Raw genomic sequence first — 18690 nt, 5'->3', positions numbered from 1 at the left:
TCTAGCCAGAACCCAAGCCTTGGTCATCCTCGCCCGCAAGCTTTGCCGGGTGGCATTCGCCCTCATGAAAAACCAGAGCGAATACCAACCGAATTTAAGGTTGCAGGGTTCCCCTGCAACATAGAATCTCCCACATTTGAATCGCGTGCAACTCTGGTTTATGCAGCAGGCTGATCCAGCTCCAGGCCCACGCCCAGACGGCGGCTCATGCACGGCCAGCGTTTCCATGCCGCACCGGTGTCCGGGCTACTGAGTTTCTCGCGGTAGGCTTCCACCGACTCCAGCGCAAAGCTGTCGTCGTCGAGCATGCTGTCCACCGCGTGGTGCACCACTTCGTCGAGTTGGTTGGCAAATTCCTCACCGATCAACTGGTGAGCAATCAGATTGGCGACCGTCATGTCCAAGGGGATCAGTGGCTGGCCGAAATGCTTGATGTACAGGTCGTTGACCTCTTCGACAAAACGGTGCGCCAGATAGGCTTCGTCCAGCAGACTGTCCAGGCCCACGGGCGGCTGGAGGAAGTACTGCTCGGCGATTTTCAGCACCGGTTTGATCTGCGATTCGATTCCCGCTTCCCTGGCGACTTCATTGGCTGCATCCAGCAGGTCTGGCACTTCGTCGATGTAGGCGGCGACAAAACGCGTCAGCACGCCGTTGGCGTCGGTTTCCGGCAACTGGATCGCCGGGTGCAGGTGTTGCATTTGAGCTTCGAGCTGACGGGTCAGCTTTCCGGTTTCAATCTCGTGTTGTCGGGCTATGTGTATTTGCTCGCGCAATGCGGCGGTGTTCATGAAAACTCCAGGAAACAAGGCAATGAAATAGGGAAGACATAACTTAGCTGGCTTACGAAAAATGCTAAGACGCATTTGTCATAATTATTTCATCCTTGATGCACCGGCGTTATATCGGTTTGCCACCACTCGTCTGCATCCTTCTCCATTCGTGCCCTGGAACGCAAGCGTCAGCTGTTTCATTCGATTTACGTCCTCACATTGCATTTCTCGGTGGCTGTCTATACTCGCCATTGAATGGAGTTAGCTGATGACGCCCGACTGCCCACGCAGCAAGGCCCGGCGATTCAAGTTCGTAGTCTGATGCAGCCGCTCCCTTGCCTCTGGTGAAAGCCGGCGGGATAACAAGAACGATAAGGGGAACCCGCAATGATGCGACATCCACACGTCTGGATGGGCCTCCTGTTGTGGTCGATTTTCAGCCCGGTGCAAGCTGCCTGGACTGTGAATATGGCGCCTGGAGCGACTGAAATCAGTCACGCAGTATTCGACCTGCACATGACCATTTTCTGGATCTGTGTGGTGATCGGGATCATCGTCTTCGGCGCCATGTTCTGGTCGATGATGGTGCACCGCCGTTCCACCGGGCAGGTCGCCGCAAAATTCCACGAAAGCACCACCGTCGAAATTCTCTGGACCGTCGTCCCGCTGCTGATTCTGGTGGCGATGGCCGTTCCGGCGACCGCGACCCTGATCAAGATGTACGACACCAGTGAGCCGGATATCGATATCCAGATCACCGGTTATCAGTGGAAGTGGCACTACAAATACCTGGGCCAGGACGTCGAGTTCTTCAGCAACCTGGCCACGCCCGCCGAGCAGATCCACAACAAGGAAGCCAAGGGCGAACACTACCTGCTCGAGGTCGACAAGCCGCTGGTACTGCCGACCGGGGCCAAGGTGCGCTTCCTCGTGACCTCCGCCGACGTGATCCACTCCTGGTGGGTGCCGGCCTTCGCGGTCAAGCGCGATGCGATCCCCGGGTTCGTCAACGAAGCCTGGACCCGCATCGACAAGCCCGGCCTCTACCGTGGCCAGTGCGCCGAACTGTGCGGCAAGGACCACGGCTTCATGCCGATCGTGGTCGACGTCAAGGAGAAGGCCGACTACGAAAAATGGCTCGCCGAGCGCAAGGCCGAAGCGTTGCAGCTCAAGGAGCTGACCAGCAAGGAATGGACCCTCGACGAACTCAAGGAACGTGGCGACAAGATCTACCACACCACCTGCGTCGCCTGTCACCAGGCTGAAGGCCAGGGCCTGCCACCAATGTTCCCGGCCCTCAAGGGCTCGAAAATCGCCACCGGCCCGAAAGAGGCGCACCTGAGCATTGTCTTCCACGGCAAGCCCGGCACCGCCATGGCGGCGTTCGGCAAGCAGCTGTCGGAAGTCGATATCGCAGCGGTCGTGACCTACGAACGTAACGCCTGGGGCAACAACAAGGGCGACATGGTCACGCCAAAAGAAGTGCTGGAGCTGAAACAGGCGGAAAGCAAATGAGCCGGTCTATTGCGTACTTCGTGAACCGGTCGGGGCCCTGCGTCCCGGCCTGCCCAGTCCACTCACTTGAAGGAGACCGGCCATGAGCGCTGTCATCGATGACCACGGTCATGCCGACCACGACCACGCCCACGGCCCCGCCAAAGGCCTGATGCGCTGGGTGCTGACCACCAACCACAAGGACATCGGCACGCTGTACCTGTGGTTTGCGTTCTGCATGTTCCTGCTCGGCGGCTCGTTCGCCATGGTGATCCGCGCCGAACTGTTCCAGCCCGGCCTGCAGATCGTGCAGCCGGAATTCTTCAACCAGATGACCACCATGCACGGGCTGGTGATGGTTTTCGGTGCGGTGATGCCGGCGTTCGTCGGCCTCGCCAACTGGATGATCCCGTTGATGGTCGGTGCGCCGGACATGGCCCTGCCGCGGATGAACAACTTCAGCTTCTGGCTGCTGCCGGCGGCGTTCCTGCTGCTGGTCTCGACCCTCTTCACCGCCGGTGGCGGGCCGAACTTCGGCTGGACGTTCTACGCACCGCTGTCCACCACCTATGCGCCGGAAAGCGTGACGTTCTTTATCTTCGCCATCCACCTGATGGGGATCAGTTCGATCATGGGCGCGATCAACGTGATCGCCACCATCCTCAACCTGCGCGCCCCCGGCATGACCCTGATGAAAATGCCGCTGTTCGTCTGGACCTGGCTGATCACCGCGTTCCTGCTGATCGCGGTGATGCCGGTGCTGGCGGGGTGCGTGACGATGATGCTGATGGACATCCACTTCGGCACCAGCTTCTTCAGTGCTGCCGGTGGCGGTGACCCGGTGCTGTTCCAGCATGTGTTCTGGTTCTTCGGCCACCCCGAGGTGTACATCATGATCCTGCCGGCCTTCGGTGCCGTCAGCCAGATCATTCCGACCTTCTCGCGCAAGCCGCTGTTCGGCTACACCTCGATGGTCTACGCCACGGCGAGCATCGCGTTCCTGTCGTTCATCGTCTGGGCGCACCACATGTTCGTGGTGGGCATCCCGCTGGTGGGCGAGTTGTTCTTCATGTACGCGACGATGCTGATCGCGGTGCCAACCGGGGTGAAGGTGTTCAACTGGGCCAGCACCATGTGGCAAGGCTCGATGACCTTCGAGACGCCGATGCTGTTTGCCGTGGCGTTCGTGATCCTGTTTTCCATCGGCGGTTTCTCCGGGCTGATGCTGGCCATCGCCCCGGCCGACTTCCAGTACCAGGACACCTACTTCGTGGTTGCGCATTTCCACTACGTGCTGGTGCCGGGGGCGATCTTCGGGATCTTCGCGTCGGCCTATTACTGGCTGCCGAAATGGACCGGCCACATGTACGACGAAACCCTGGGCAAGCTGCACTTCTGGCTGTCCTTCGTCGGCATGAACCTGACGTTCTTCCCGATGCACTTCGTGGGACTGGCGGGCATGCCCCGGCGGATTCCGGACTACAACCTGCAGTTCGCCGACTTCAACATGGTGTCGTCGATCGGCGCGTTCATGTTCGGCGCCACGCAGATCTTCTTTCTGTTCATCGTGATCAAGACCATCCGTGGCGGCGAACCGGCTCCGGCCAAACCGTGGGATGGCGCCGAAGGTCTGGAATGGAGCGTGCCGTCACCGGCGCCGTATCACACCTTCACCACGCCGCCGGAAGTGAAATGAACACTTTCTGCCTTGTGGAAACTCCTGTGGGAGCGGGCTTGCCCGCGATGGCGGCCGGCCTGAAACACCGCGTCGGCCGCATCGCTGGCAAGCCAGCTCCCACAGGGTTCTCGGCCGAGGGCAAAGATCATGGCTGACTCGATTTCGCTGAAGAAGCTGGTCACCCGACTGCTCGGCGTGGTGGTGGCGATGTTCGTCTTCGGTTTTGCCCTGGTGCCGATCTACGACGTGATGTGCAAGGCGTTCGGCATCAACGGCAAGACCGCCGGGCAGTACGAGGGCGAGCAGACCGTCGATGCCTCGCGGCAGGTGCGGGTGCAGTTTTTGTCGACCAACACCGCCGACATGCCATGGGATTTCTATCCCAAGCATGACGAACTGACGGCCAACCCCGGCGCGGTGAACGAGATGATCTTCATCGCCCGCAATCCCACTGACAAGCCGATGAGCGCGCAAGCCGTACCGAGCATCGCGCCGAGCAATGCGGCGGCGTATTTCCACAAGACCGAATGCTTTTGCTTTACCCAGCAGGTGCTGCAGCCCGGTCAGCAGATCGAGATGCCGGTGCGTTTCATCGTTGACCGCGACATGCCCAAGGACGTGAAGCACCTGACGCTGTCCTACACGCTGTTCGATATCACCGCCCGACATCCTCCGGTGGCTGCAAACACTGGCGGTTAAGCGTGCCCGATAAGGAGAACAATAAATGGCAACTCATGAGCACTATTACGTCCCGGCCCAGAGCAAGTGGCCGATCGTCGCCACGGTGGGGATGTTCGTCACCGTGTACGGCCTGGCGACCTGGTTCAACGATCTGAAGGCAGCGCGTCCGGAATCCCACGGCCCGCTGATCTTTTTCGTCGGCGGCCTGTTGCTGGCGTACATGCTGTTCGGCTGGTTCGGTACGGTGATCAAGGAGAGCCGCGCGGGGTTGTACAGCCCGCAACTGGACCGCTCGTTCCGCTGGGGCATGAGCTGGTTCATCTTCTCCGAGGTGATGTTCTTCATCGCCTTCTTCGGCGCGCTGTTCTACGTGCGACACATTTCCGGCCCGGCACTGGGCGGCGAAGGCACCAAAGGCATCGCCCACATGCTCTGGCCGAACTTCCAGTTCACCTGGCCGCTGCTGCACACGCCGGATCCGAAACTGTTCCCGCCGCCCAAGGAAGTCATCAGCCCCTGGGGCCTGCCGCTGATCAACACCATCCTGCTGGTGAGCTCCAGCGTAACCATCACCATCGCCCACCATGCGCTGAAGAAAGGTCATCGCGGCGCGCTGAAACTGTGGCTGGCGATCACCGTGCTGCTGGGCTGCGCGTTCCTCGGTTTCCAGGCCGAAGAATATATCCACGCCTACCACGAACTGGGGCTGACCCTCGGCTCGGGCATCTACGGCGCGACGTTCTTCATGCTCACCGGTTTCCACGGCGCCCACGTGACCATCGGCACGATCATTCTGTTCGTGATGCTGATGCGCATCATGAAGGGCCACTTCGACAACGAACATCAGTTCGGTTTTGAAGCGGCAAGCTGGTATTGGCACTTCGTCGATGTGGTGTGGATCGGCTTGTTCATCTTCGTTTACGTGCTCTGAGGAACAGAGCTACCAAGGCGCGTGCGACACCAGTTGGCCGCTGTAGAAACCCCAGGCGATCAGGCCGACGGTGACAGCGGCCAACGTCACCCGAACACTCAAGGCGATCACCAGCCGATTCGAGCTGCTGTCGTCCTTGACCAGGAAAAACAGGCCGCTGAACAGGCTGACCACCGTGGCAATCAGCATCAGGACGATGGCTGCTTTGAGCATGGGAAGAACTCCGGGGGAACAAGCGATGCAGTTGAGTATAGCGATCGCACTGACTGATTTTCTGGCGCGACCATGAAGCGCTTCCGGCCGGGCGTGGTGCCGACACTGGTGGTCGGCCTGCTGCTGCCGTTGCTGATTTCGCTGGGCTTCTGGCAACTGGGCCGGGGCGCGGAGAAAACCGCCCTGCTCGCCAGCTACGCCGAACGCCGCGCCGCCGAACCGATGGCCAGCACCGAGTTGCTGCACAGCGCCGATCCGGCCTTTCGCCGGGTGCATCTGCACGGCCAGTTCGATGCCGCCCACAGCCTGTTGCTGGACAACCGTCAGCGCAACGGCAAGGTCGGTGTCGAATTGCTGCAACCGTTTCAGGATCAGCGCAGCGGCCAGTGGCTGCTGGTCAATCGCGGCTGGCTGCCGTGGCCGGACCGGCGCACGGCACCGCAATTCAACACCCCGACCGATGCCGTGAATGTCGATGCCTGGGTGTATGTCGCCCCCGGCGCCACCTTCCAGCTGCATGCCGATCCGGTCAGCAGCACCTGGCCGCAAACCGTCACCGCCATCGACCCCGCGAAGTTGTGGAAAACCCTCGAACGCGACGGCTTCGCCTACGAATTACGCGCCGAACCCGGCCCCGCCAGCTATCAGGCCGACTGGCCGGTGGTCGCGATGGGCCCGGAAAAACACCTCGGTTACGCCGTGCAGTGGTTCGCCATGGCCACCGCCCTGCTCGGTCTCTACCTCTATCTCGGCTGGCACAACGCAAAGGAGAAACACCATGGGAGCGGCCATGAATCCACCCAGCATGTCTGAAACGAAAGTCCCGGCCAGTCGCCGTCGCGGACGCATCCAGCTGCTGCTGATCGTGCTCGGCGTGGTCGGTCCGATGATCCTCGCCACCGGCATGTACAAGTTGCAGTTCTGGGTGCCGGAAGGTCGCAGCTACCACGGCGAACTGATCGGCAACGGCCAGACCCGCGCCGACCTCGGCATCCAGGCTGACGAAACGCGCTGGCAGATGCTGGTTACCGCACCGAAGGATTGCGCGGTGGACTGCCAGCAACTGGTGTACCTGGCGCGGCAGATCCAGATCGGCCTAGGCCGCGAAGCCGGGCGCGCCAGCCACGCCCTGGCCGCTGCACAACCGTTGGCTGCCGACTACGAAGCCAAGCTGACCCGCGAATATCCGCAGCTGCAACGCTACCCGCTGGACGCAGCCACCTTCAGCAAGGCCACGGGCGACAAGGCCACGCCGCAGCTGTGGATCATCGACCCCCACGGCAACCTCGTGCTGCGCTATGACCCGAGCGTCAAGGGCAAGGATCTGCTCAACGACCTGCGCCACCTGCTGAAACTGTCGAACATCGGATAAGGGCATCGTCATGGCCAAACCTGGATTTCGCCTCGCGCTGTTTGCCACCCTGCTGGCACTGATCGTCGTGCTGCTCGGCGCCTACACCCGCCTGACCCATGCCGGCCTCGGCTGTCCGGACTGGCCGGGCTGCTACGGGTTCATCAGCGTGCCGAAAAGCGAAGCCCAGCTGGCCCATGCCGAACTGCATTACCCCGACTCGCCAGTGGAGGCGCACAAAGGCTGGAACGAGATGATCCACCGCTACTTCGCCGGCACCCTCGGCCTGCTGATCTCGGTGTTGGCCGGTCGCGCGTGGGTCAACCGTCGTCATCCCGGGCAACCGCTGAAGCTGCCGCTGTTTCTGCTGGCGGTGGTGTTCGCCCAGGCAGCGTTCGGCATGTGGACGGTGACGCTCAAGCTCTGGCCGCAAGTGGTAACCGGGCATCTGCTCGGTGGCTTCGCGACCCTGAGCCTGCTGTTTCTGCTGACCTTGCGACTGTCCGGCGTGCTGCCGGCGCTGACCGTGCCCAAGCGTCTGCAATATTGGGCGACTGCCGGATTGCTGTTGGTGATCGGCCAGATTGCTCTCGGCGGCTGGGTCAGTTCCAACTACGCGGCGGTGGCCTGCATCGACTTCCCGACCTGCCACGGCCAATGGCTGCCGCCGGCGGATTTCGCCAACGGCTTTCACCTGACCCAACACATCGGCCCCAATTACCTGGGCGGGCAACTCGACAGCGATGCACGCACGGCAATTCACCTGACCCACCGCATCGGCGCGTTGCTGGTGACGGTCGTCCTGCTCGGTCTGGCCTGGCAACTGAAAGTGGTGGGCATGACACGACTGGCCGGGCTGGTGCTGATCGCCCTCGGCGCGCAGATCACCCTCGGCATCAGCAACGTGCTGTTCCATCTGCCGCTGCCGGTGGCCTTAGCGCACAACGCCGGCGGTGCAGCGCTGTTGCTGACCATGGTGCTGGTCAACTATCACGCGCGAACCAGCCTGGTTCGGGTCAGGCAGCCGATGATCGCGCGCTGGCGCCTGAGCCCGCGCAAACACTCGGCGGCGCCCATCACGATTAAAGGAGAGACGCCATGGCGATTCTGATCGGCGAACGTCCGGCGCAGGCGCTGTGGCGTGATTACCTGGAGCTGACCAAACCGAAAGTCGTGGTGCTGATGCTGATCACCTCGCTGGTCGGCATGTTCCTCGCGACCCGCGCCGGGGTGCCGTGGACGGTGCTGGTGTTCGGCAACCTGGGGATCGCGTTGTGTGCCGGTGGCGCGGCGGCGGTCAATCACGTGGTGGACCGGCGCATCGATGCGGTCATGGCCCGCACCCATAAACGGCCGCTGGCGGAGGGCCGGGTTTCGCCCACGGCGGCACTGACCTTTGCGCTGGTGCTGGCGCTGCTCGGCCAGGCCTTGCTGCTGACTTTCACCAACCCGCTGACTGCCTGGCTGACCCTGGCCTCGCTGCTCGGCTACGCGGTGATCTACACCGGTTTTCTCAAACGCGCGACGCCGCAGAACATCGTCATCGGTGGCCTCGCCGGCGCCGCCCCGCCGCTGCTCGGCTGGACCGCCGCCACCGGCCACGTCAGTGCCGAACCGCTGCTGCTGGTGCTGATCATCTTCGCCTGGACCCCGCCGCACTTCTGGGCGCTGGCGATCCATCGCAAGGAGGAATACGCCAAGGCCGACATTCCGATGCTGCCGGTCACCCACGGCGAGCACTACACCAAGGTGCACATTCTGCTGTACACCTTCGCCCTGCTGGCGGTCAGCCTGCTGCCGTATGTGATCCACATGAGCGGCCTGCTGTACCTGATCTGCGCGCTCGGTCTGGGTGCCAGGTTTCTGCAATGGGCCGTGGTGCTGTACCGTGGCACCCGGCCGCACGCGGCGATCAACACCTTCAAGTACTCTATCTGGTACTTGTTTCTGCTGTTCATCGCCCTGCTCGTAGACCACTACTTACTGTTGAACCTATGACTCGAACCCAGAAAACCGTCTTCATCCTCGTCGCCGTGATCGCGCTGATCCTCGGCCTGACCGTCAACAAAGTGCTGAGCGGCAAGGGCCAGGGCGACCCGACCGCACTGATCGACGCCGGCATCATCCTGCTGCCGCAGAGCCGCAACCTGCCGGACGTGACGATGACCAATCAGGACGGCCAACCGGTTACGATCAACGAGCTCAAGGGCAAGTGGAGCCTGCTGTTCTTCGGCTATACCTTCTGCCCGGACATCTGCCCGACCACCCTCGCCCAGCTGCGCCAGATCAAGAGCGAACTGCCGAAGGATGCCGTGGACAAGTTGCAGATCGTGCTGGTCAGCGTCGACCCGAACCGCGATAACCCTGCGCAGTTGAAACAGTACCTGGGCTACTTCGATCCACAGTTCATCGGCCTGACACCAAAGTCCATCGACGAGCTGCAGAAGGTGGCGAACGCGGTGAGCATTCCGTTCATTCCGGCGGACACCAGCAAGCCGAATTACACGGTGGATCACAGCGGCAACCTGGCGGTGATCGGGCCGGACGGGACACAGCGCGGGTTTATTCGGGCGCCGTTGAATAATGCCAAGCTGGTGGCGCAGTTGCCGGTGATGTTGAACCGCAAGTAAGAAAAGCACTGTTCCAATGTGGGAACGGGCAAGCCCGCACCCACAGGGGCTGTGTTTTGGGCACAAAAAAGGGGACGCCAATGGCGTCCCCTTTTTCGTTGCGGCGTCCGAATCAGAACGCCGGCAGCACCGCGCCTTTGTACTTCTCGGTGATGAATTTCTTCACTTCCGGGCTGTGCAGCGCAGCGGCCAGTTTCTTCATGGCATCGCTGTCCTTGTTGTCCGCGCGGGACACCAGGATGTTCACGTAAGGCGAGTCGCTGCCTTCGATGACCAGCGCGTCCTTGGATGGATCGAGCTTGGCTTCCAGCGCGTAGTTGGTGTTGATCAGCGCCAGGTCGACCTGGGTCAGCACGCGCGGGATGGTCGCGGCTTCCAGTTCACGGATCTTCAGGTCTTTCGGGTTCTGGGCGATGTCCTTGACGGTCGACAGGATGTTGCTCGGATCCTTCAGGGTGATCACGCCGGCCTTGGCCAGCAGCAACAGCGCACGGCCGCCGTTGGTGGCGTCGTTCGGGATCACCACGTTGGCGCCGCTTGGCAGCTCTTCGATTTTCTTGAACTTGCTGGAGTAGGCGCCCAGCGGTTCCAGGTGCACGCCGGTCACGGACACCAGGCTGGTGCCCTTGGCCTTGTTGAACTCATCGAGGTACGGCTGGTGCTGGAAGAAGTTGGCGTCCAGACGCTTCTCGGCCACCTGGACGTTCGGCTGAACGTAGTCGGTGAAGACCTTGACCTTCAGATCCACGCCTTCTTTGGCCAGAGCCGGCTTCACGAATTCGAGGATTTCCGCGTGCGGTACCGGAGTGGCAGCAACGGTCAGGGTTTCGTCGGCGTGGGCCGAGAACGCTGCAACGGCAGCCAGGGCAACGATCAGTTTTTTCATTCAGCTAACTCCTTTTTACGGCGCCCGTCTGGCGCCTGCCAGCGAATGGCCGGCTCATGTCATTACAAAACCGGTTATTTGCGCGAGAAGTGCACGACCAGTCGGTCGCCGACCATTTGCAGCACTTGCACCAGAATCAGCAGCAACACCACGGTAACGATCATCACGTCGGTCTGGAACCGCTGGTAACCGAAACGGATCGCCAGGTCACCCAGGCCACCGGCACCGACCACCCCGGCCATCGCCGTGTAGGAAACCAGTGTAATCGCCGTCACCGTAATCGCTGCGAAGATGCCTGGACGGGCCTCCGGCAGCAAAGCGTTCATGATGATCTGGCGAGTGGTCGCGCCCATCGACTGGGTCGCTTCGATGATGCCGCGATCGACTTCACGCAGGGCGGTTTCCACCAGCCGCGCGAAGAACGGCGTTGCACCTACCACCAGCGGTGGAATCGCACCGGCCACGCCCAGCGAGGTGCCGGTGATCAGCACGGTGAACGGGATCATCACGATCAACAGAATAATGAACGGCAGCGAACGCAGGATGTTCACCACCAGCGACAGCAAGGCGTACACGCCTTTGGCTTCGAGCAACTGGCGTGGGCTGCACAGGAACAACAGCACGCCCAGCGGCAGGCCGAGCAGCACGGTGAACAGCAGCGAACCGCCGAGCATCATCATGGTGTCGCCGGTTGCGAGCCAGATTTCGTACCAGTCGATATTGGTGAAGAAACTCATCAGGTCTTCCATTAGCGCAACACCTCCATATGAACGTCAGCGGCGGTGAAGCGGGCGAACGCCGCTTCCATGTCGCCACCGGTGACGGCGAGGGTCAATTGCCCGTAAGGAATGTCTTTGATGCGGTCGATACGACCGGCCAGGATGCTGTAGTCCACACCGGTTTCCCGGGCGACGGTACCGAGCAACGGCGCGTAGGTCGCTTCGCCCTGGAAGGTCAGACGCACGATGCGGCCCGGCACGTGAGCGAAGTCATCGCGCTGCTCGCTTTCGTCGATCTGCTCGCTTTCCTGAACAAAGCGCTTGGTGGTCGGGTGTTTCGGATGCAGGAACACATCGGCTACCGAACCTTGCTCGACAATCACACCGGCATCCATCACGCCGACCTGATCGCACACGCGGCGGATCACATCCATCTCGTGGGTGATCAGGACGATGGTCAGCTTCAGCTCGCGGTTGATCTCGGCCAGCAGTTGCAGGACCGACGCCGTGGTCTGCGGGTCGAGGGCGCTGGTGGCTTCGTCGCACAGCAGGATCTTCGGTTTGGTCGCCAGGGCGCGGGCGATGCCGACACGCTGCTTCTGACCGCCGGACAGCTGCGCCGGGTACTTTTTGGCGTGATCGGACAGACCGACCCGCGCCAGCAACTCGGCCACACGCTGGTCGATCTCGGCGCGGGACAGTTCACCGGCCAGGGTCAGCGGCAGCGCGACGTTGTCGGCCACGGTCTTGGACGCCAACAGGTTGAAGTGCTGGAAGATCATCCCGACCTGCTGACGGAAACGGCGCAGGCCGTTGGCGTCCAGCGCGGTGACTTCTTCGCCGTCGACGATGATCTTGCCGCCACTGGATTGCTCCAGGCGATTGATCAGACGCAGCAGGGTACTTTTTCCCGCGCCGGAATGGCCAATCAGGCCGAACACCTGACCGTTCTCGATGGAGAAGCTGGTCGGGTGCAGCGCGGTGATGTCCTTACCGGCGACGCGGTAAGTCTTATGGACGTTTTGAAACTCGATCACGTAGCGAACCTTGTGGGGCGCGTTGGAAAAGGATCAGCGGTTAGCCGGGCGCGCATTTTAGCCTGTCCGTATAGAGGTTCTTAGCATTTATTTCGCAAATAACCTTCGATTTGGCAATAACAGGATCAAAGGTCATAAAAAAGGAACGCCCGAAACCCTCGTTAGTCACTACTTAAGCGACTTGAAAACCCTGGGTGCCGTGCCTGGGAAACACTCAAGCGTCCCGGAGCAATCCCGGGACAAACAGGAGTTCATGACTGATGAGTACCAAGAAACCTGCCGATGACAAAAGCCAACTGGCCGGCACCGATACCCCGGATCGCGCCAATACCAACGCCAAACTCGACAGCCTGGAAAAGTTTCGCTCCGACGCTACCGGTCAGGCCCTGCGCACCAACCAGGGCGTGAAAATTGCTGATAACCAGAACACCCTCAAGGCCGGGGCTCGCGGGCCGTCGCTGCTGGAAGACTTCATCATGCGTGAGAAGATCACGCACTTTGACCATGAACGGATTCCCGAGCGCATCGTTCACGCCCGCGGCACCGGCGCCCATGGATTCTTTCAAAGCTACGAGAACCATGCGGCGCTGACCAAGGCCGGTTTCCTGCAGGATCCGGGGAAGAAAACTCCGGTGTTCGTGCGCTTTTCCACGGTCCAGGGGCCGCGCGGCTCCGGCGACACCGTCCGTGACGTGCGCGGTTTTGCTGTGAAGTTCTTCACCGACGAAGGCAACTTCGATCTGGTCGGCAACAACATGCCGGTATTTTTCATACAGGACGCGATCAAGTTTCCCGACTTCGTCCACGCGGTAAAACCCGAGCCGCACAACGAAATACCCACCGGTGGCTCGGCCCACGACACCTTCTGGGACTTCGTGTCCTTGGTGCCGGAATCGGCACACATGGTGATCTGGGCCATGTCCGACCGGGCCATCCCGAAAAGCCTGCGCAGCATGCAGGGCTTCGGCGTGCACACCTTCCGGCTGATCAATGCCGAGGGCAAATCGCGCTTCGTCAAATTCCACTGGCGCCCTACTGCCGGCACTTGTTCGCTGGTATGGGACGAGGCGCAAAAACTCGCGGGTAAAGACACCGACTACCATCGGCGCGATCTCTGGGAAGCCATTGAAATGGGTGACTACCCGGAATGGGAACTCGGCGTTCAGGTCATCGAAGAGGAAAACGAGCACGACTTCGATTTCGACATCCTCGACCCGACCAAACTGATTCCCGAGGAAATCGTTCCGATCACGCCGCTGGGCAAGATGACCCTCAACCGCAACCCGGACAACTTCTTCGCCGAAACCGAGCAGGTCGCGTTCTGCCCCGGCCATATCGTGCCGGGGATCGACTTTTCGAATGACCCGCTGCTGCAAGGTCGGCTGTTTTCCTACACCGACACGCAGATCAGCCGACTCGGCGGGCCGAACTTTCATGAGCTGCCGATCAATCGCCCGGTCGCACCTTTCCACAACGGCCAGCGCGATGCCCAGCACCGTACGGTGATCGACAAGGGCCGTGCCTCGTATGAACCCAATTCCATTGATAGCGGCTGGCCGAAAGAAACCCCGTCGGCTGCGCAGGACGGTGGGTTCGAGAGCTATCCGGAGCGTATCGACGCCAACAAGATCCGCCAGCGCAGCGAGTCGTTCAGTGACCACTTTTCCCAGGCGCGGCTGTTCTTCAACAGCATGAGCCCCCACGAGAAAGAGCACATCATCGCCGCCTACAGTTTCGAACTGGGCAAGGTCGAGCGTGAGTTCATCCGGGCGCGGGAAGTGAACGAGATTCTCGCCAACATCGATCTGGAACTGGCCAAACGCGTGGCGGCCAACCTGGGTCTGCCAGCGCCAGGCAAAGGCACCGTGGACGTGCCCAAAACATCACTGGATCGCTCGCCAGCGCTGAGTCAGGCCAACCTGCTGCCGGAGAACATCAAGACCCGAAAAGTTGCGATCCTTGCGGCCAACGGCGTCGATGGTGCGGCGATTGATGCGATGAAGAAGGCGCTGGCGGCAGAAGGTGCGCACGCCAAACTGCTCGGCCCGACCTCGGCGCCGGTGAAGACCGCCGATGGCAAAAGCCTGGCGGTGGATGCGTCGATGGAAGGTTTGCCTTCGATTGCGTTCGATGCGGTATTCGTGCCGGGTGGCGCGGCGTCGGTCAAAGCGTTGAGCGGTGACGGCGTGGCGTTGCATTACCTGCTGGAGGCGTACAAGCACCTGAAGGCGATTGCGCTGCATGGCGAGGCCAAACAGTTGCTGGACGTGCTGAAGCTGGAGGCGGATGCGGGGTTGATCGAAGGCAAGGATGTGCAGGCGCTGACCCAGCCGTTCTTTGCGGCGATCGGGCAGCATCGGGTATGGGATCGGGAGCCTAAGGCCAAGGCCATTCCAGCTTAAGGTTGCTGGTTGACTGAAAGGACGCCTTCGCGAGCAAGCCCGCTCCCACAGGAATCATGTTGTACCTGTGGGAGCGAGCCTGCTCGCGATTTTTTATGGTTTACGAGGACTCAAAACCACTTGAGCGGGAACGCTGCGTAGGATCTGCTTCTTGATTTGCAGATCGAAATCCGGATCGAGCTTCTTAACGCGCTTGGTGATCAACGTCGCCAGCCACGGGTAATCATTGGTGCGCGGAGCCTGAATGCTCACCGCACAGTCATAATTCACCACATCGGCGGCGATCGCATCCAGTTGGCGGCGAAGTTTGCGGCTATCAGTGATATTCAGCGCAACCGTGGTGCTTTCGGCAGTCGGATCGATCACTTTGGCCTTCGGCTTGGCTTCAGCGGCCTGGAGTGCTGCTTCGGCTTTCTCCAGCTCAGCCTTGCGCGCCTCGGTGATCGCGCCGTTGACGCCACCGGTCAGCGCCGGGGCCTTGGGCATCAGCACGCGGGCACGGGCCAACGCGGTCGCGGCCGCATTCACATCGCCCTTTTGCAGGACGATCTGGCTGCGGCGCAGATAGGCCTCGGCCAACTGGCGCTGGTATTGCTCAAGGGATTGATCGTTGGGGGTTTCGGCCTGCAAGGCTGCCAATTGGTCTTCGGCAGTGGCCAGTTCGCTGCTGGCCAGGCTTTGCTCCAGCTGTGCGATGGCCGTGGCCCGCGCATCGGGGACTTCGGCCACCGGCGGCGTGCTTTGGCAGGCGCCCAGCAGCACTGAAAAGGCCACAAGGAGCAGATAACGGGAGGCGAACGGCTTCATTCCTGCGACTCTCTATTTGCGCAAAAAACGAGCAAGTCTACACCCCTCGACGGGGCAGAACAAAACTCAGCAGAAACAGTGCGGCCGCCGTCACAACGATTGACGGGCCGGCCGGGGTGTCCTTGAACCAGGACAGCGCCAGCCCGCCACACACGGCGAGCATGCCCAGCACGCTCGCGCCCAGCGCCATCTGCTCCGGGGAACGGGCGTGACGTTGTGCCGCAGCCGCCGGGATGATCAACAGCGACGTGATCAGCAACACACCGACGATTTTCATCGCCACTGCGATCACGACTGCGATCAACAGCATCAGCGCCATGCGCAAACCGGCCACCGGCAGACCTTCGACTCTGGCCAGCTCTTCGTGCACGGTGATCGCCAGCAGCGGGCGCCACAGCGTCACCAGCAACACCAGCACCACCGCGCTGCCGCCGAGGATCCACGCCAGATCGGTCGGGCTGATTGCCAGCAGGTCGCCGAACAGATAGGCCATCAGGTCGATCCGCACTTCATGCATGAAGCTTAGTACCACCAGCCCGAGAGAGAGCGTGCTCGGTGCAAGAATGCCCAACAGTGTGTCGGACGCCAGCGGCTGGCGCTGTTGCAAGGTCACCAGCAGCACTGCCAGCAGCAGGCAGCCCACAGTCACCGCGACGGTCGGGCTGACATCCAGCAGAAAGCCCAGCGCCACGCCGAGCAGCGCGGCGTGGGACAGCGTGTCGCCAAAATAGGCCATGCGCCGCCAGACCACGAACGAGCCCAGCGGCCCCGCGACCACCGCCAGCGCCAGACCTGCAAGCAGGGCGTAGAACAGAAAATCAGCCATGCTTGCAGCTATCTCCGTGAACGTGAGGTTGGCCCGTCAAAGGCCCCTTGACCACCGAACCGTGCAGGTCGTGGGCATGGTCATGATGGTGGTGATAGATCGCCAGGCTCGGCGCATTGTTGCCGAACAGCTCGACAAAAGCCGGATCGCCACTGACTTGCTCGGGATGCCCGGAGCAGCAGACGTGACGGTTGAGGCACACCACCTGATCGGTGGTGCTCATCACCAGATGCAAATCGTGGGACACCATCAGCACGCCGCAGCCGTGACGGTCGCGCAGACGGGTGATCAGGCTGTACAGCTCGGCTTGCCCGGCGACATCGACGCCTTGTACCGGCTCGTCGAGCACCAGCAGTTCCGGCTCGCGCAATAGCGCCCGGGCCAGCAAAACGCGCTGCATTTCACCGCCGGACACGCTTTGCACCGGGCTGTCGATGACGTGCTCGGCGCCAACTTCCTTGAGTGCCGCCAGCGCACGCGGACGATCGACGCCCGGCACCAGCCGCAGAAAGCGCAGGACTGACAGCGGCAAGGTCGGATCGACGTGGAGTTTTTGCGGCATGTAACCGACGCGCAGCTTCGGCTTGCGCCAGACGCTGCCGCTGTCGGGTTTCAGCAGCCCGAGCACGGCGCGCACCAGCGTGGTCTTGCCGGCGCCGTTGGGGCCGATCAGGGTGACGATCTGCCCCGGTTCGACGCTCAGGTGAATGTTGTCCAGCACGTTCTGCCCGGCAAACCGGACCGCCACCTGCTCCAGACGGATCAGCGGATCGCTCATCAAGCCCCCCGGCAGCCGGAGCAGAGGCCGACCACTTCGACGGTCTGGGCCTCGACGATGAAGCCGACGTCCTTGGCGCTGTGAACGATAGCGTCGCTGATGGTTTTTTGCTCAAGTTCGATGGCGGCATGGCATTCGCGGCAGATCAGGAACTGGCCCTGGTGCGAATGTTTCGGGTGAACGCAGCCGACGAAGGCGTTGAGCGAGGAAATGCGGTGCACCAGACCGTTTTCCAACAGGAAATCCAGCGCCCGGTACACGGTCGGCGGCGCGGCGCGGCGGCCGTCCTGCTCGCTGAGCACGGCCAGAATGTCGTAGGCGCCCAGCGGCTTGTGGCTCTGCCAGACCAGTTCCAGTACCCGCCGGCGCAACGCGGTCAGGCGCAGGCCTTTCTGTGCACACAGGGCATCGGCCTCGGACAGCGCGCTGTGAACGCAGTGCGAGTGGTCGTGGGGACGGCTGGCAATCGGTGTAATAGGCATGAGCGGCGACGAGTTTGGTTAGAGACGTTATTATGTTACCCGTTCTCGCCTCATTGAGTGGTCATCGTGTCCCGACTTTTTTCTGTTTTTGTCGTATTCATCACCGGTTTTCTGCTGATCGGTCCGGCTCAGGCCGAGGTCAGAGTTCTCACCAGCATCAAGCCCCTGCAACTGATTGCCGCTGCAGTGCAGGACGGCGTGGCGATTCCGGAAGTGCTGCTGCCACCGGGCGCTTCGCCGCATAACTACGCATTGCGACCGTCCGACGTGCGCAAGGTGCAATCGGTGGACCTGCTGTACTGGATCGGCCCGGACATGGAAGGTTTCCTGCCACGCGTGCTGAATGGTCGTACGCTGCCGAGCGTCGCCGTGCAGGACTTGCCGGGCATGAAGCTGCGCCGCTTCGCTGCGGACAACCATTCCCACGCTGAAGAAGCCGACGAACATGACCACGACCATCGCCCGGGCAGTCTCGATGCGCATTTGTGGCTATCGCCGGTGAACGCGCGGGTTATTGCCGACAAAATGGCCGCTGACCTGAGTGCCGCCGACCCGGCCAATGCCGAGCGCTATCAGAGCAACGCCAAGGCGTTCGACGAGCGTCTGGATGCACTGGATCAGCGTTTGAAGAAACGCCTGGCCAGTGTTGAAGGCAAACCCTACTTCGTCTTCCACGAAGCCTTCGACTACTTCGAAGAGGCCTACGGTTTGAAACACGCCGGCGTGTTCAGCGTTGCGGCGGAAGTGCAGCCGGGGGCCCAGCATGTGGCGGCGATGCGTACGCGTTTGCAGGAAGTCGGCAAGACGTGCGTGTTCAGTGAGCCGCCGCTGCGTCCACGTCTGGCCGAGACCTTGGTGGCGGGCCTGCCGGTGAAGCTGGCGGAGTTGGATGCGCTGGGCGGATACACGCCAGCGACGGCTCAGGGTTATGAGCAAGTGCTGGAGAAGCTGGGGAATGATCTGGCGGGTTGCCTGGAATCGCTCTGATACAAAAAAACCGCA

At 61.6% G+C, this 18690-nt stretch carries 20 protein-coding genes and 1 pseudogene; 12 read left to right on the top strand and 9 right to left on the bottom strand.

Going from position 1 to position 18690, the window contains the following annotated elements:
- Positions 1-124, top strand: a pseudogene (locus CAG25_RS28750) (IS110 family transposase); the annotation flags it as partial.
- Positions 125-158: 34 nt separating this feature from the next.
- Here the strand turns inward: CAG25_RS28750 and CAG25_RS02745 are convergent.
- Complete coding sequence (locus CAG25_RS02745; RefSeq protein WP_039764833.1) at positions 159-791, bottom strand: hypothetical protein; 633 nt, start codon at positions 789-791, stop codon at positions 159-161.
- 369 nt (positions 792-1160) lie between these two features.
- Here CAG25_RS02745 and coxB point away from each other — a divergent pair, with 369 nt between their 5' ends.
- From coxB to CAG25_RS02725, 4 genes are all read left to right on the top strand, one after another.
- Complete coding sequence (coxB, locus tag CAG25_RS02740) at positions 1161-2288, top strand: cytochrome c oxidase subunit II (protein WP_011331801.1); 1128 nt, start codon at positions 1161-1163, stop codon at positions 2286-2288.
- An 82-nt stretch (positions 2289-2370) separates the two neighbouring features.
- Positions 2371-3963, top strand: coding sequence for a cytochrome c oxidase subunit I (gene ctaD, locus CAG25_RS02735; protein ID WP_085612523.1), 1593 nt, complete (start codon positions 2371-2373; stop codon positions 3961-3963).
- Positions 3964-4092: 129 nt separating this feature from the next.
- Positions 4093-4644, top strand: a complete 552-nt coding sequence (locus CAG25_RS02730) for a cytochrome c oxidase assembly protein (protein WP_074689750.1) — start codon at positions 4093-4095, stop codon at positions 4642-4644.
- Positions 4645-4669: 25 nt separating this feature from the next.
- Entirely contained in the window at positions 4670-5557 is an 888-nt protein-coding gene (locus CAG25_RS02725; RefSeq protein WP_011331798.1) for a cytochrome c oxidase subunit 3, read from the top strand.
- A gap of 9 nt (positions 5558-5566) precedes the next feature.
- On the opposite strand, the gene CAG25_RS02720 is transcribed toward CAG25_RS02725, so the two are convergent.
- On the bottom strand, positions 5567-5770 hold the full coding sequence (locus CAG25_RS02720; RefSeq protein ID WP_064592503.1) for a twin transmembrane helix small protein: 204 nt from the start codon (positions 5768-5770) through the stop codon (positions 5567-5569).
- A 72-nt stretch (positions 5771-5842) separates the two neighbouring features.
- On the opposite strand from CAG25_RS02720, the gene CAG25_RS02715 reads away from it, so the two are divergent.
- The 5 genes from CAG25_RS02715 to CAG25_RS02695 are packed head-to-tail and all read left to right on the top strand — an operon-like array spanning position 5843 to position 9751.
- Positions 5843-6583 (top strand): SURF1 family protein, encoded by a 741-nt coding sequence (locus CAG25_RS02715; RefSeq protein WP_085612522.1) that lies wholly within the window; start codon positions 5843-5845, stop codon positions 6581-6583.
- Positions 6549-7142 carry a hypothetical protein gene (locus CAG25_RS02710; protein WP_064384047.1) on the top strand — a complete coding sequence of 198 codons (594 nt, stop codon included), beginning with the start codon at positions 6549-6551 and terminating at the stop codon, positions 7140-7142. The genes CAG25_RS02715 and CAG25_RS02710 overlap by 35 nt, the downstream gene beginning before the upstream one ends.
- 10 nt (positions 7143-7152) lie before the next feature.
- The gene (locus tag CAG25_RS02705; RefSeq protein ID WP_085612521.1) at positions 7153-8232 is read left to right on the top strand and encodes a heme A synthase; all 1080 of its coding nucleotides are present in this window, start codon (positions 7153-7155) and stop codon (positions 8230-8232) included.
- Positions 8220-9119, top strand: coding sequence for a heme o synthase (gene cyoE / locus CAG25_RS02700; RefSeq protein WP_085606403.1), 900 nt, complete (start codon positions 8220-8222; stop codon positions 9117-9119). The genes CAG25_RS02705 and cyoE overlap by 13 nt, the downstream gene beginning before the upstream one ends.
- A complete protein-coding gene (locus CAG25_RS02695) occupies positions 9116-9751 on the top strand; it encodes an SCO family protein (protein ID WP_085612520.1) in 636 nt (211 codons plus the stop codon). Before cyoE ends, CAG25_RS02695 begins: the two co-directional genes overlap by 4 nt.
- A gap of 112 nt (positions 9752-9863) precedes the next feature.
- Here the strand turns inward: CAG25_RS02695 and CAG25_RS02690 are convergent, their stop codons facing one another.
- From CAG25_RS02690 to CAG25_RS02680, 3 genes are all read right to left on the bottom strand, one after another.
- On the bottom strand, positions 9864-10637 hold the full coding sequence (locus tag CAG25_RS02690) for a MetQ/NlpA family ABC transporter substrate-binding protein (RefSeq protein ID WP_064592492.1): 774 nt from the start codon (positions 10635-10637) through the stop codon (positions 9864-9866).
- A 74-nt stretch (positions 10638-10711) separates the two neighbouring features.
- Positions 10712-11386 carry a methionine ABC transporter permease gene (locus tag CAG25_RS02685; protein WP_007953997.1) on the bottom strand — a complete coding sequence of 225 codons (675 nt, stop codon included), beginning with the start codon at positions 11384-11386 and terminating at the stop codon, positions 10712-10714.
- Complete coding sequence (locus tag CAG25_RS02680; protein WP_007953999.1) at positions 11386-12393, bottom strand: methionine ABC transporter ATP-binding protein; 1008 nt, start codon at positions 12391-12393, stop codon at positions 11386-11388. Before CAG25_RS02680 ends, CAG25_RS02685 begins: the two co-directional genes overlap by 1 nt.
- A 260-nt stretch (positions 12394-12653) precedes the next feature.
- Between CAG25_RS02680 and katE the strand changes: the two genes are divergently transcribed.
- Positions 12654-14795 carry a catalase HPII gene (gene katE, locus CAG25_RS02675; protein WP_085612519.1) on the top strand — a complete coding sequence of 714 codons (2142 nt, stop codon included), beginning with the start codon at positions 12654-12656 and terminating at the stop codon, positions 14793-14795.
- A gap of 93 nt (positions 14796-14888) precedes the next feature.
- On the opposite strand, the gene CAG25_RS02670 is transcribed toward katE, so the two are convergent.
- The 4 genes from CAG25_RS02670 to zur are packed head-to-tail and all read right to left on the bottom strand — an operon-like array spanning position 14889 to position 17688.
- Positions 14889-15602, bottom strand: a complete 714-nt coding sequence (locus CAG25_RS02670) for a PA5502 family lipoprotein (protein WP_064592487.1) — start codon at positions 15600-15602, stop codon at positions 14889-14891.
- A gap of 37 nt (positions 15603-15639) precedes the next feature.
- On the bottom strand, positions 15640-16428 hold the full coding sequence (gene znuB, locus CAG25_RS02665) for a zinc ABC transporter permease subunit ZnuB (RefSeq protein WP_085612518.1): 789 nt from the start codon (positions 16426-16428) through the stop codon (positions 15640-15642).
- A complete protein-coding gene (gene znuC / locus CAG25_RS02660) occupies positions 16421-17206 on the bottom strand; it encodes a zinc ABC transporter ATP-binding protein ZnuC (RefSeq protein WP_085612517.1) in 786 nt (261 codons plus the stop codon). Before znuC ends, znuB begins: the two co-directional genes overlap by 8 nt.
- Complete coding sequence (gene zur, locus CAG25_RS02655; protein WP_011331783.1) at positions 17206-17688, bottom strand: zinc uptake transcriptional repressor Zur; 483 nt, start codon at positions 17686-17688, stop codon at positions 17206-17208. Before zur ends, znuC begins: the two co-directional genes overlap by 1 nt.
- Before the next feature lie 57 nt (positions 17689-17745).
- On the opposite strand from zur, the gene CAG25_RS02650 reads away from it, so the two are divergent.
- Positions 17746-18675, top strand: coding sequence for a zinc ABC transporter substrate-binding protein ZnuA (locus CAG25_RS02650; RefSeq protein ID WP_064592485.1), 930 nt, complete (start codon positions 17746-17748; stop codon positions 18673-18675).
- Positions 18676-18690 lie beyond the last annotated feature (15 nt).

The sequence above is a fragment of the Pseudomonas sp. B16(2017) genome (assembly GCF_002113205.1).
Classification (GTDB): Bacteria; Pseudomonadota; Gammaproteobacteria; order Pseudomonadales; family Pseudomonadaceae; genus Aquipseudomonas; species Aquipseudomonas pharyngis.
Note: the sequence above shows the minus strand (reverse complement) of the source record. Positions and strands in the feature narration are given on the sequence as shown.

Bases quoted from the DNA above. Each gene is read 5' to 3' on its own strand.
- CAG25_RS02670 (WP_064592487.1), bottom strand. From the start codon at position 15,602: ATGAAGCCGTTCGCCTCCCGTTATCTGCTCCTTGTGGCCTTTTCAGTG.
- ctaD (WP_085612523.1), top strand. From the start codon at position 2,371: ATGAGCGCTGTCATCGATGACCACGGTCATGCCGACCACGACCACGCC.
- CAG25_RS02710 (WP_064384047.1), top strand. From the start codon at position 6,549: ATGGGAGCGGCCATGAATCCACCCAGCATGTCTGAAACGAAAGTCCCG.
- CAG25_RS02705 (WP_085612521.1), top strand. From the start codon at position 7,153: ATGGCCAAACCTGGATTTCGCCTCGCGCTGTTTGCCACCCTGCTGGCA.
- znuC (WP_085612517.1), bottom strand. From the start codon at position 17,206: ATGAGCGATCCGCTGATCCGTCTGGAGCAGGTGGCGGTCCGGTTTGCC.
- CAG25_RS02695 (WP_085612520.1), top strand. From the start codon at position 9,116: ATGACTCGAACCCAGAAAACCGTCTTCATCCTCGTCGCCGTGATCGCG.
- CAG25_RS02745 (WP_039764833.1), bottom strand. From the start codon at position 791: ATGAACACCGCCGCATTGCGCGAGCAAATACACATAGCCCGACAACAC.
- CAG25_RS02690 (WP_064592492.1), bottom strand. From the start codon at position 10,637: ATGAAAAAACTGATCGTTGCCCTGGCTGCCGTTGCAGCGTTCTCGGCC.
- CAG25_RS02730 (WP_074689750.1), top strand. From the start codon at position 4,093: ATGGCTGACTCGATTTCGCTGAAGAAGCTGGTCACCCGACTGCTCGGC.
- cyoE (WP_085606403.1), top strand. From the start codon at position 8,220: ATGGCGATTCTGATCGGCGAACGTCCGGCGCAGGCGCTGTGGCGTGAT.
- CAG25_RS02715 (WP_085612522.1), top strand. From the start codon at position 5,843: ATGAAGCGCTTCCGGCCGGGCGTGGTGCCGACACTGGTGGTCGGCCTG.
- CAG25_RS02725 (WP_011331798.1), top strand. From the start codon at position 4,670: ATGGCAACTCATGAGCACTATTACGTCCCGGCCCAGAGCAAGTGGCCG.
- zur (WP_011331783.1), bottom strand. From the start codon at position 17,688: ATGCCTATTACACCGATTGCCAGCCGTCCCCACGACCACTCGCACTGC.
- CAG25_RS02720 (WP_064592503.1), bottom strand. From the start codon at position 5,770: ATGCTCAAAGCAGCCATCGTCCTGATGCTGATTGCCACGGTGGTCAGC.
- znuB (WP_085612518.1), bottom strand. From the start codon at position 16,428: ATGGCTGATTTTCTGTTCTACGCCCTGCTTGCAGGTCTGGCGCTGGCG.
- CAG25_RS02685 (WP_007953997.1), bottom strand. From the start codon at position 11,386: ATGGAAGACCTGATGAGTTTCTTCACCAATATCGACTGGTACGAAATC.
- katE (WP_085612519.1), top strand. From the start codon at position 12,654: ATGAGTACCAAGAAACCTGCCGATGACAAAAGCCAACTGGCCGGCACC.
- coxB (WP_011331801.1), top strand. From the start codon at position 1,161: ATGATGCGACATCCACACGTCTGGATGGGCCTCCTGTTGTGGTCGATT.